Origin of the sequence: Citrobacter sp. Marseille-Q3906, assembly GCF_916618775.1 — a bacterium.
In the GTDB taxonomy this organism is placed as follows: Bacteria; Pseudomonadota; Gammaproteobacteria; order Enterobacterales; family Enterobacteriaceae; genus Citrobacter; species Citrobacter murliniae.
The window spans coordinates 2,054,750-2,066,993 of the sequence record NZ_CAKAKA010000002.1; the positions used below are offsets into that span (position 1 = coordinate 2,054,750).

The 12,244-nt window shown below is 45.1% G+C and carries 8 protein-coding genes; 4 read left to right on the forward strand and 4 right to left on the reverse strand.

What is annotated here, in order from left to right:
* Positions 1-78 precede the first annotated feature (78 nt).
* The 3 genes from LG384_RS14120 to LG384_RS14130 form a co-directional block, all read right to left on the reverse strand.
* Complete coding sequence (locus LG384_RS14120) at positions 79-849, reverse strand: response regulator transcription factor (RefSeq protein WP_048221214.1); 771 nt, start codon at positions 847-849, stop codon at positions 79-81.
* 780 nt (positions 850-1,629) lie between these two features.
* Complete coding sequence (locus tag LG384_RS14125) at positions 1,630-3,084, reverse strand: EAL domain-containing protein (protein ID WP_200012787.1); 1,455 nt, start codon at positions 3,082-3,084, stop codon at positions 1,630-1,632.
* A 99-nt stretch (positions 3,085-3,183) separates the two neighbouring features.
* Positions 3,184-7,431: an autotransporter outer membrane beta-barrel domain-containing protein gene (locus LG384_RS14130; RefSeq protein WP_225761107.1), complete on the reverse strand. Its 4,248-nt coding sequence runs from the start codon at positions 7,429-7,431 to the stop codon at positions 3,184-3,186.
* Between the two features lie 763 nt (positions 7,432-8,194).
* Here LG384_RS14130 and LG384_RS14135 point away from each other — a divergent pair.
* The 4 genes from LG384_RS14135 to brnQ all read left to right on the forward strand — a co-directional run bounded on the left by LG384_RS14135 (position 8,195) and on the right by brnQ (position 11,321).
* Positions 8,195-8,560, forward strand: coding sequence for a RidA family protein (locus LG384_RS14135; RefSeq protein ID WP_045444382.1), 366 nt, complete (start codon positions 8,195-8,197; stop codon positions 8,558-8,560).
* A 10-nt stretch (positions 8,561-8,570) separates the two neighbouring features.
* Complete coding sequence (locus tag LG384_RS14140) at positions 8,571-9,224, forward strand: transcriptional regulator (RefSeq protein ID WP_045444385.1); 654 nt, start codon at positions 8,571-8,573, stop codon at positions 9,222-9,224.
* The gene (locus LG384_RS14145; RefSeq protein ID WP_045444388.1) at positions 9,214-10,020 is read left to right on the forward strand and encodes a PhzF family phenazine biosynthesis protein; all 807 of its coding nucleotides are present in this window, start codon (positions 9,214-9,216) and stop codon (positions 10,018-10,020) included. The genes LG384_RS14140 and LG384_RS14145 overlap by 11 nt, the downstream gene beginning before the upstream one ends.
* 131 nt (positions 10,021-10,151) lie before the next feature.
* On the forward strand, positions 10,152-11,321 hold the full coding sequence (brnQ, locus tag LG384_RS14150) for a branched-chain amino acid transport system II carrier protein (protein WP_225761108.1): 1,170 nt from the start codon (positions 10,152-10,154) through the stop codon (positions 11,319-11,321).
* Positions 11,322-11,505: 184 nt separating this feature from the next.
* On the opposite strand, the gene LG384_RS14155 is transcribed toward brnQ, so the two are convergent.
* Positions 11,506-12,144 carry a helix-turn-helix domain-containing protein gene (locus LG384_RS14155; RefSeq protein ID WP_045449685.1) on the reverse strand — a complete coding sequence of 213 codons (639 nt, stop codon included), beginning with the start codon at positions 12,142-12,144 and terminating at the stop codon, positions 11,506-11,508.
* Between the last annotated feature and the right edge of the window lie 100 nt (positions 12,145-12,244).

Sequence of the window (12,244 nt, forward strand, 5' to 3'; positions counted from 1 at the left end):
AGAGCATAGAAAAACAATCAGTGTTATGCCCCCAAAAAAACTTAAATAGAGGTATAACACCACTTATTCTCGCAGGGTTTATTCAGTCACTTTCAGTCGTATGCGTGGTTTTTCGTCCCTGTCAGATTTTGCTGTAAAAAAAGGCGTGATGCACTGACGGTTATTCATGCCCATTTTAGGCAGAGTACTGGCGATAGCTGTTGCAGGTGAAACTGTTGCCTTAAGCCTGCGAGTTGGCTCATAACGCTTCCACCACAGAATAAAATCCATCAGCTCGACATTGTTGCTCAAGCTAAATTTGCGCATGAGACTGTGTTTCTGTGAACTTACCGTCTTCGGACTTAGAGCCAGCCTGTCCACCAACTCTGATAACGACGTTCCCTGGCTTAAATAGTCGATAACTCGTTCCTCAGATTTAGTTAATAGCAACGGACGACAGGCATGACAACTAACCTCTTTCGTCTGAAACCGGCGATGCCAGGCCAGTATTATCTGACGCCGAATTTCCGCAAGAGTATCTGTTCTGTGCAGAAACACACAGTTATGCTGACACGGAAGAATTGTGTTCTGCGAAATCTCTCCGCGTGCCGAGCTGATCACAATCAGCAGGCTGCACTGCTTACGTAATCTGTATTCAGGGCGACACATTGCCTGCACACCTGCAGCACAATGATCAACATAGATATCCGCAACACGGATGGAGGAATTGCCAGGCGCCCCAGTCATTCGGGACAATGAAATCCCCATTCCATGGGTAAAAATATCTTCCAGTAAAGACAACATTCCCTGGCTGTAAATCTGGTTATCATCATTAAACGCTACCAGTAATGTTGAAGATTTAAATTTCATTCATGTATTCCTGCTGCTCACTTGTGAAGCTTTGGTTTATCGCCCGGTTAAATATTTGGCAATAACCGAAGACGACATCAATTCGTAATAATGACTGAAATATACGATCGTTAATCACTCATATTTTTTACGATATATTTAGCCAGCTGTTAATAGCAGCCAAATGAATACCCCCTCTGTGAGATATATTGTGTATAAATGCGGATTCTAAATCACTAACAGAAAAAATGACTCATGTTGTATTTTTGGCAACACCCAGCGACATAAAAAACCAAGCCCCCAGGACATACAGATAAATATACATCAACGTTACCAGTGTGATGCTTCACAAGCTGGAAAAGAACACTAAAACATCATAACGGACGAATTTGAAAATCATCCACTTAAAAAAACGGATAAAATTATTAGTGATTTCCTTTTGCAATTTACAAAAAATAATTTCAATTCAAATAATCACAAACTCCAGTCAGATAGAGAACCTAAAAAACATTATACCTAATAATAAGTTACTATAAAATAACGCGACGGCCGTAAAAGTTATTTTTGCAGTTAAACACTCCGCGCAAACAAAAAAAACACAATTTAATTCGTTCGCAATCAAACTAATCCCATTAAAGCAGTGTAAAACTCTACGCGAGCATAAAAACACACCCAATAAAAAATAACATGCAACATAATAGCAACCAAAACCAAACTATACAGCCACAACAAATAATAAAAATTCACTTTACCAGTAATTGAGACCTAAAAATTGTTAGCGCAAATCTATAACAGGTGCTCTTATTTTTTGTGCACGGAATTATCAAACCTGGCGTAAAAAACATTAAAGGGAACGGGCTTGCTAAATAGATACCCTTGCCCAAGAGCAACCCCCATCTGCTGGAGTTTCTCCTGTTGTTTTTTATTTTCAATACCTTCAGCAACCAAAGGAATCTGTACCAGTTGAGAGAGATGAACAATGTTGCTGACGATGGACTCTTCAACGCCTCCTCTGCCCAGTGAATCAATAAACATCTTATCTATTTTCAGATATTGAGGAGAAATTCTCTGCAACGCCGCATGGTTTGAATAACCAGTACCAAAATCATCCAGAGCCAGCGATGCACCGGCGTCTTTCAATCGGTTAAGTACATTTTCCTGGATTAGATTCAGCTGCCTTTCAGTGATTTCCAGCATCACACCGATATCAATCAGACTCATGCGTTGAATAAATCGAATACAGGCGTCTGTAAATTTATTGCACTCCAGGGATTCAGGCGGGATGTTAATACCGATATGAAACGATGTCTCTCCGCGATTACCTATTTGTTGCATATCCACTTCTACCCGCTCCAGTAAACTGAGCGTCATTGCATTAATCAGCCCATTTTTTTCCGCATCATGAATAAACTCATTAGGTGGAACAATCCCCCGCTCCGGATGGTTCCATCGGGCAAGAACTTCAGCTCCTACAATTTTTCCGGACATGAGTTCTACGACAGGTTGATAATATGGAATAAATTCGTCGTTATCGATCGCCCGTGCAAGCGTTTCAATCGATGACAATCGCTGTATATGACGCAGGTGAACACATGATTTTATCAACAGAATCAAAAATAAAATAATGATATAGCGATTATCTTGTAAATAATCACCGACCTGTCGATTGGATTTATCCACAATCCAGAAAGGATAATTATGCGAAGCCACCCGGGTCATAGATTTGCTATCGGGGTGCAGTAAGAACAACGCATCTATTTTTTTATCATGGGAAAATTTTTGTAAAATATTATCGATGACTGCCTTATAGACCGCAACCGCAACCACTTGCCCCGCAGCAGGGAAATAAACCATATACATATCCGTCTTTTGACGATGAACCAACTCAATCATCAAAGAGTGAGTGGTTGTACCTGACGAATGAATTCCCAGCGATTCCCTGCCTTCAAGAGATGAGCAAGTCCATTCGCCGTTTTCGATAATATTGAGTGAGCGGATGCTGTCTTCTGATGCCGTCAGACGGTTCAGTGTTCGCAACAATTCGTCCGTACAGGCTTCGTGGATATGTGTACTGGCAAGTGCTGCCAGTGTCCGTGCGCCATTAAAAACACGATTAATTTCTTCTACCAGATTACCTACTGCGTGTTCCCTGATGAGTTCTTCCTCTTTATTCCATTGCAACCATGAGGCCAGCATTCCGGTCAGAAGAAAAAGCAACACCATCACTGTGGGCGCAGCTTTCTTGGTTATAGACATAATTAACTCGTATTATCGGACAAAGCACCCACCGGGGTGCTTCCGGTATAGTTAAGAAATTCAGGCGAAAGTCTTACATGCTGCATCAATCCAACGGCATCAGAAATTCCATTTCACACCGACCATTGCGGCGCTGTCGTTATAGCCTTTATCGCCAACCTGAACGCCAACGTTACCCCACAGATTCAGACGGGAAGTTACCTGACCTTCCACACCAACCTTAACTTCACCGATGTTTTTCGCACCATTCTGACGTACATTCACGCCATCCATCGTTGCACTAAAATCTCGGCTATTGTGGATCCAGTTAATCTCAGCAAAAGGCTGGAATTCTCGCGATTTACCGTTATCCATCTGATGATGGCTGTTAATCCAGGTTTTCATGCCCAGACGCGTCTGTAAGTTACTGCTGCCGTTGCTGCTGACTCGCGTCCCGTTGCTTTCAAGATGATCGTCAGCGTCCACTCCCATCCACACAGCCTGCGCCTGAGGCTGTACATACCATTCGTTCAGTGTCCCTTTGCTACCATTGAACACACCCAGTTTCTGGGTGTAGCCCGTTTCCAGTGAGGCCGTTACTCCGCTGGATTTATACGACTCGCCCTGCAGATCATCGCCCTTCACATGGTTATCGAACCAGTTGTACTGTACCCAACTGTCCAGATACGCGCCGTTGTGTGACTCATCATTGGCATACCATGTCGCATATACGCCGGCACTATAGCCATTCACCGATCCCTTAGCATCGTATCCGGTTCGTGAAGACCGGGTGTTGTTGTGTTCATTGCCATAGCCCGCCATCACGCCAAGATGCCAGCGATCAACCTCGTTCTGACTCCACTGAGCAATATCTCCCCCCAGCTGCAGCACATAGCGATTGCTCTGGGTTTTCAACTGCCCGCTGCCATCACGCCAGCTATTGTGTCCTCCGACATGTCGCATCCACATATTGGTAATTTTCTGCTCCCCGGTAAGTGCATCCGTGTACCGGGTCTCACCCTGGCGATCGTGAAGTCGCGTGACGAACATATTGTTCGCTGCTGCCAGGTTTGCGGTGTAGCTGCTACCTTCCGGACGCAGGTCCTTCTCGGTATCTGGATTGGGTTTCGGATCGGGATCCGGATTGGTTTTACCGCTGGTGAGGTACCAGTTGCCGCTGTTCTCATCCAGACCACGCCCCAGGGTATAATCGTAGGCACCCGCGACGATACGTCCCGCCTGGGTAAATTCACCGTTTGACTGTCCATCAACGTGAATCACCTCTATTCCGTCGACAGTCGCAGCCCCTTTACCACCCGCATTCGTCACACTGACAGACGTTTTGCCGCTCGTATCGCCATTAATCACCAGCTTATCCGTAACGGAAGTGTCGTCACCCAACGCCGCATTTAATGACAGATGACCATCGTTACCGGTGTAGTTACCCTTAACGACCAGTTGATTACCCGCCAGTTGACCATGAATACCAGTAACAAGGTCACCGCTGTTCGACAAATCACCACCTACAGTAAACAGCTGAGGGTTGTCGCTCACCACCGACCCGACCAGTAACATACCGTCGTTATCGATGTTGCCTGCTACTCCACCAGAGCCGGAGAGCACCGCCCCGTCATGAATAGTGACCTGCGTACTGGCAAGTACCACCGGAGAGTCTGCTTGTCCCAGTTCCAGACTACCTTGTTCGATAACAGTCTGGCCGGTCCAGGCCGCGTTATCACCTACGGTAATAGTCCCGGTGCCTGTTTTGGTTACGCTTCCCTGACCGTAGATCTCGTTGTCGAGTTGCCATGTGCTCTCACTGTTAAGTACCAGTGAACCGACATCACTGACTTGCGCATCGCCCAGATTTTCCGCCATCGAAGCCGTAAGCCGGGAGTCCGCATCAATGGTGAACTGCCCGGAGAAATCACTGTTATTCCCTGCCAGCACCACATCGCTGCCGCTCAGTTCTACCAACCCAGCGTCACTGATATTGTTATATAGCGTGCCTACGGATTTGCTCAGAGACAGCGTGCCCGCTGCGACGATATTTCCCACCCCCAGACCAAGGGTATTATTCATCAACACACTTGCATCTTCTGCGATGGTTGTTTTAGCCGTCAGCGCACTGTTTTCACCGGTTACCGTCAACGTGTCGCCGATAATCTTCAGCTCGCCGCTGCCAGCCAGCGTACCGTCAACAGAACCACCATGTTGCAGCGTCAGGCTTCCGCCGTTGATATTCAGCAACGAATCCGCCGCAGCAGACAGTTGATCAATTGTCTGGCTGTGACCATTCATATCAAAACCGGTTTCTGCTGCCAGACGAAGTTCACTCGTTTGTCCAAGAACGTTGTCGTTTTGCATCAGCAAATTACCACCACGAACATCAGTGGCCCCGGTGTAATCATTATCAGTATTAGACAACGAAACGGTCTGCCCTTTCTGACTGTCAATTGCCAGATCGCCATTACCCGTTACACGGGCACTGAGGTCTGCCGCATTTCCGCTATTACCATTCGCACCCAGGGCCAGCGCATTATCGCCAGACGCAAGAAGTTCCACCTGCGTCAGCCCGTAACTGATATACAACCCGTCATTATTCTCACCGCTGGTAAGACGGTAATCATAGGTCCCTTCAGCTACAACCTCGCCGTTCTGACTGATAGAGGATTCGACGGCGTCACTGATAACCTTTCCGTTCTGGTCCGTCAGTATCAAATTTCCTGCGCTGCCGATAGTGTCCCCATCACTGGAAACGAGTTGAATCAGGCTGTTTCCATCATCCTGCTCCAGAAGAGTAATATGGGTATTCGGTGTGGGAGTATCGTTATTTATCATTCCCCCCGTGGTTACCTGTATCGTTCCCTTTCCTGAAACATCCAGATCTCCGGTGGTATGAACTGTTTCCGTGCTTTCTGTCTGACCTGGGATAACATCTCCGAACACCAGCTTGCCACCATCAAACGCAAGCTCGTCAATAACCTGTTGACCATTCCCAACACTGACCACACTTCCTTCACCTAAACTCAGCAACATATTTTTCAGCGCAGCAGTATTCGTACCTGCCAGAGAAAATAATGTGTCTTTAAGCGCCAGCGTGCCGTTGAAATTCTCAGTCACTTCGGAGGAGTTAAAATCAAATGTATTTCCCGCTGCATTAATCTGAAGTACGCCCTGCCCAGTAAGCGTGTTAATAAACTGCCAGTCGTGAGCTGCGTCAATCTCCAGTAAGCCTCCGGTCATGGTAATTTCATTTGTGCCGATATTTTGTTGTTCTGAAATAACCAGTGTGGCAGGAGAGGAAATATTAAAACGCCCCTGAAAAGCGGAGTTATCACCGGACAAGGTAGAAACCCCACTCTCAGCATTTACTGAACCTGTACCGCTTATATCCGCATCAAGGACAAAATCCGTGTTGGTATGATTAAGTGTTAATACACCATCACCAACACCAAAAACAATTTTCTTAGTATCAATAATGCCGGCAACCGCCGCATCAGCACCCGCTCTGGCACCTACTGCCAGTTCACCGCTGGACCCGGAATCTTGCGCGATAACAATCTCTGGAGCACTGAGTATTCCACTATCGGAAGCAACCGCTGTCCCCTTACCCTGAAGTCCAACAGTCATTTTATCATTCGACGATATTATTGAATCAGCACCCTTTACGCTCATCAGATTATCGTAGGCTTTCGTCTCATCCATATTGCCTACCGAGATTGTGGCTTCACTATGGGTATGTCCGCCATTTGACGTGGTGAGGCTTCCGGAGCCGTATGTTCCGACATGAATACTGCCCACACTCCATAATTCACTGTCTGTACCATCAACACTCACAACACCTGACGTTTCTCCGGATGAAGATGCCCTGCCGCCGATCCATATACCACCGGATTGATGGCGAACTTTTCCGCCATCAGAAATATTCATAAACCCATTTCCGTCCCCGGCCCCCACCTGGAGAGCTGCAGCATTTGTAGAGGATATGGTGACGAGACTTCCCTGCCCGGAAACATTAAGAGTGCCAGTCCCTTTATGGTTTTGACCATCGATAGACCCGCCAATATCAAAGGGATAACTCATTGATTCTGCGCTAACTGTCAATTTCCCGCCATCAATGACATTTACGGTACCGGTAGAATCTTCCTGGCCAATATGGAAGTATTTAGTTAAAACGTCACCACCTTGAACAATATTCAGAGCACCGTCTGTTTCATACCCAACCCTGATGCGACTCGGGTTGTTTGAGGTCTCATCCCATACGGAATCAATTGTAACTTCCTGGTTATTATTGATATCATTAGCCATTGCACTTGTAGTACACAGCGCAGATATAACAGCAATAAACACTTTGCTTAATTGCATAAACACAGCCTTACATTAGAATAGATACAGCAACGGATAATGACCATCAGTTATATTGATCACTATTTTCGTCACATATGAATGATGATCTAACCATTAGTCTGGCTAGCAAACCTGGGCAAAAAATACCTAAGCGATACCATTAATCAGGCATTTGATTATTATGATTAAATATATTTTAAGATTAATGCGTACACTGAAGTTTCTTTAGGCTCTATTTTTAAGATAATAGTAAAGACATTCCTCTTTCCTGAACCAGCAAGGTCAAATCCAGCCCGTCATTATTCAACGATAATTTTATCGTTTCTGAATTAATCGATCTTCACTTTTACTTTGATGTGAAAGATCAGCCTAAAACACCTTCAGACACACCTGGGTTGAATCAGGAAAAATATCTCAGAGCACAGGCATCTTATCGACACCCAAAATCAAATTCAACAATATTTGAAAACAATATTTTTGTTGAATTTAAGGGACGCAAGATTTACCATTTAGAAACAATGGCATAGAAAAAACCAACGCAATTAAAAATAGGATTTATCTGCTTAAAAACGCTATAAACCAATTATCACCTGGAAAATAATCATACAAAAAATTATTCGCTTGCTTACTTTTACACCAACACGTTGCTTGTTTCCTGTGATCTGTAAACAAGATTTTACGACAAAAACAAACATTTGTTGAAAAATACAATTTCGTTTAATTCAGGGCGGAGCTGTGGTAACGTTATGGCATATCCCCCCCCGATGAGTAAGACTAAAGTATGAGTATTAAGCGCTATGCCACTAGTAAGCCCTTCCCTTTTTCCGATGCAGTTCAAGGGAATGGCATGGTATTTCTTTCAGGTCAGGTATCTATGACAGAGGAGGGTGAACCCGTGTATGGCTCTGTGACTGAACAAACGCAGAGGATCATGCATACCATTGTTGAAACGCTGAAACGTACAGGTATTTCGCAAGATAATGTCGTCAAAGTACAGGTATGGTTAAGTGATATGAAATATTTTGCTGAGTTTAACGCAGCATATTGCACGTGGTTCCCAAATGGTTACCCTGCAAGGACAGTAACAACCAGCCGCCTTGCCTTTGAATTGGATGTTGAGATAGAGGTACAGGCAGTCGCCTCGTAAAGAGACCATAATGAAAAACGAACGTGATCACTTAATAACTGTGCTGAGCGCTTCACTGGAAGCTCTGCGTACAACTCTCCCCTCAAATACTGAAGCCGTGTTACACGATCTTACACAGCCGGAAAAATCAGTTATCAGTATTGTCAACGGGCATATAAGTGGTCGGAAAATTGGAGATGCGCTGCTATCGGGACCGGATGATGACGCCGGCTTTTTAGGGCTACTCGATGCTTCACAGCCCGTCCCTACCCGTGTATTCAGTGGATATACAACAACAACGGTCGCAGGAACAAAGCTGAATAGTGCATCAACAATTTACTACAGCAAATCAGGTAGTCCTCTGGTGGCCTTCTGTATAAATGTTGATATTGAGGCCGTGGTACGGTTAAAGCGTGAGCTTGATTATCTTCTGCCAACACCTGTCGAGACAGAAAGCGCTGACAGTATCCCCAGAGATATTCAAGATAAGTCACTGGACGAAGTTCTTGCTCAATATCGACCAACAGGCTCAGAAAGCAAAACAGACTTTAGAAAGCGGGTCGTATCTGAAATACATGCAATGGGATTTTTTAAAATTAAAGGCAGCGTTAACCATGTAGCAAGAGCATTAGGCGTAACGCGATATACAATCTATAACTATCTGGACAAAATCAATGATAAATAATATCACAACCAGCCTCCCCTTTTACCAGGTGGATGCTTTTACGTCGCTCCCCTTTGGAGGCAATCCCGCTGCTGTATGCCCATTAACGGCATGGCTGGATGATGATATTTTGCAATCGATCGCCGCAGAAAATAATCTCTCAGAAACCGCGTTTTTCGTACCTGTTGAAGATGGATATCATCTCCGCTGGTTTACACCGGCGACAGAAGTTGATTTATGCGGTCACGCTACGCTGGCAACATCATGGGTAATGTTCAATAAACTAAATCATCCTGGCAAATCTATTCGTTTCCATACGCGCAGTGGCATTCTGACTGTGACTCAGCAAGGTCATGAATATTGCATGGACTTTCCGGCAAAGTCTGCCACAGAAGTTGAAGCGCCTGCAGGGTTACTTGAAGCACTCGGTATCACCACCGGTGTGATTAGCGTATGGCAATCAGACGATCTGATTGTGCTGGTGGACGATAAAGCAATCATTGATAAATTAGCGCCGGACTTCAATAAATTGGCTTTATTTGATACCCGTGGCGTCATTGTCACTGCCGGGGATGAAGAGTTTGATTTTGTCTCTCGCTGGTTTGGACCGCAAGTTGGCGTAAATGAAGATCCCGTTACCGGATCAGCACATACTTTTCTTGCCCCGTTTTGGGCATCACGGTTAGGCAAAACAGAATTAACGGCGCAACAAGGCGGTGCGCGAAAGGGCACATTGCGTTGCGTTGTAGGCGATAATAAGCGTGTAGAATTATACGGCGCCGCCCGCTTGATGATTGAAGGGATGTTTCAGTTGTAATATTACAGCCCTGATTTGTAATGGTGAATATTTTCACCATTACTCATGCTCAGAAAATCATACTTTACCCCTCCAGTGATATTGATAACACAATCAATAAATATGGCAATATCATAAATGCGAGTTTATAAATGACAGCGAACACAAAACTATCCTTGCCAGAAACTATGGCACTTGGCGGAATGACGCTAGCTCTTTTTCTCGGTGCCGGCAATATCATATTCCCACCGTTGGTTGGTCTGCAAGCCGGTACAAACACGTTTAACGCTGGTTTTGGTTTTATTATTACAGCTGTGTTATTTCCTGCATTAGCAATAATTTCACTTGCGATTAATGAAGGTAGTATCAATGAACTCACCAGGCCATTAGGGAAATGGGTCAGCTTTATATTCATCGGTATTTGTTTTTTAACGCTTGGTATGTTATTTGGTACTCCACGCACAGCTACCATTAGTTATGAAGTAATAACTAATGGAGCAGCAGACATATGGTGGAAAAAACTTATTTTTTCTGCTGTTTTTTTCGGACTGGCAGGCGCAATTTTAGCAAAGCCAGGTAAGATGCTTGAAGTCGTCGGCTTTGTCCTGTCACCGGTAAAAATTGGTGTGCTGATTTTCATTGGCGTATGCGCATGGTTTCATCCCATAGGCGAGATCACTACGGCGACAACTATATATGAAACACAAGCTTTCAGAGCAGGGTTTGTAAATGGTTACCAAACATTAGACGTGATCAGCGCACTATGTTTTGGGGCTATTATCTCACACACGCTTAAGCAACGTGGGGTTACACATACTAAAGGCATTTTCCGATATTCTGCTTCATCAGCATTTATTGCTGCCACCGGACTAACTCTGATTTACATTTGCTACATATCGATGGGCGCACACACTCCAGAGATTGGTGCGACAAACGGTATGCAAATCATGAGTGCATATGTAGAGACTGTTTTTGGAACATATGGCAGAGAATTGCTGGCAGCCATTATTACTCTGGCCTGCCTTGTCACCGCAATAGGACTCACGAGCGGTACAGCACAATTTTTCAAGCAGAACACAGGTATTTCTTACGGCGTATTTGTGACTCTGTCTCTTATATTCTCAGCAGCAATTGCTATTCTGGGCTTGAATTCGCTGACAACACTGGCGATACCGGTTCTTTGCTCTATCTATCCGGCTGTTCTGGTTGTAGTAATATTAGGCATATTTCGTAGATGGTTTGATATTCCGGATAATTTATACAGAGTCTTTTTTTATAGTGCGCTGGGAGTCGGCATTCTCAGTCTGTTTGTGAAAGGATAAATTAGTCCCTAATGGCAACCTCTCTCCGATTATACGATGAGGGTTTTGTGTAATCTTAAGCCTGCGCTATCTCCTGATTTCTGTGAAACGCCAGAGAGATGGCGCCGCCTCCGTCTTTTCAGGAAAAATTATTAAAAGTGATACTTCACGCCTGACGCTATTGCCCGTCTGGGCAACATAGCTGTTACTCTGAACAACCGTCACATCTGTAAACAGGGACCCGTCGATGGGTATCGGTCAGATTGTCGAAAACCTCAGTCTCTGATGTTGAAATCGCCATACCAGCCTTCCGAAGCCTTAGCACATCGGCAGCAATCCTCTGGATCCCAAACCAAAAAAGTCCATCCAGCGCAGTAACCGGTAACCCTGCCTCAAGTGCCATTCTCAGTCGTTCGCGCGGAGACTTCACTGTTTTTGCTATTTGCTGGTAAGGTGCGGCCGTGATCCCGGATACATCCACCCGCCGAATGCGATTGGACAGATGATAGTGAAACTCATCTGGTATCCCGCTCAAATCCGCCTTCAGACTCCAGACACAACCAAAACGTTTCCCGTTGAAAACCACATTCTTTTGGTTGAGTTGCCATTCATCACGCACACTGGCTATTAGCTGTGGAGTGCGTACCAGCAACAACCGAAAAGGTAGCTCAAAGCTGGTCACATAATCCACGTTAAGCAACGCAATACGCAGGCGCTCCTCTGCCCCTGCTTTTTTATCCTGACATTCAGCAATAACATCCGCCCACTGACGGGTTAACCTGGGGGACTCCCCTCTTTCCGTTAAACAGTACTTTTCAATCTGGTAGTCAATGGATGAGGACACTCCGATTCCCTTCAGTATGCAGTTAAGTATTGAGTTGCTTATTTTACCAGCAGCCAGATGTAACGGGAAGCATACTATTAAACGGAAACCTGCCGTTTCA

Coding starts and splice junctions, on each gene's coding strand:
- LG384_RS14120 (WP_048221214.1), bottom strand. CDS start 849: ATGAAATTTAAATCTTCAACATTACTGGTAGCGTTTAATGATGATAAC.
- LG384_RS14125 (WP_200012787.1), bottom strand. CDS start 3,084: ATGTCTATAACCAAGAAAGCTGCGCCCACAGTGATGGTGTTGCTTTTT.
- LG384_RS14140 (WP_045444385.1), top strand. CDS start 8,571: ATGAAAAACGAACGTGATCACTTAATAACTGTGCTGAGCGCTTCACTG.
- LG384_RS14130 (WP_225761107.1), bottom strand. CDS start 7,431: ATGCAATTAAGCAAAGTGTTTATTGCTGTTATATCTGCGCTGTGTACT.
- LG384_RS14135 (WP_045444382.1), top strand. CDS start 8,195: ATGAGTATTAAGCGCTATGCCACTAGTAAGCCCTTCCCTTTTTCCGAT.
- LG384_RS14145 (WP_045444388.1), top strand. CDS start 9,214: ATGATAAATAATATCACAACCAGCCTCCCCTTTTACCAGGTGGATGCT.
- brnQ (WP_225761108.1), top strand. CDS start 10,152: ATGACAGCGAACACAAAACTATCCTTGCCAGAAACTATGGCACTTGGC.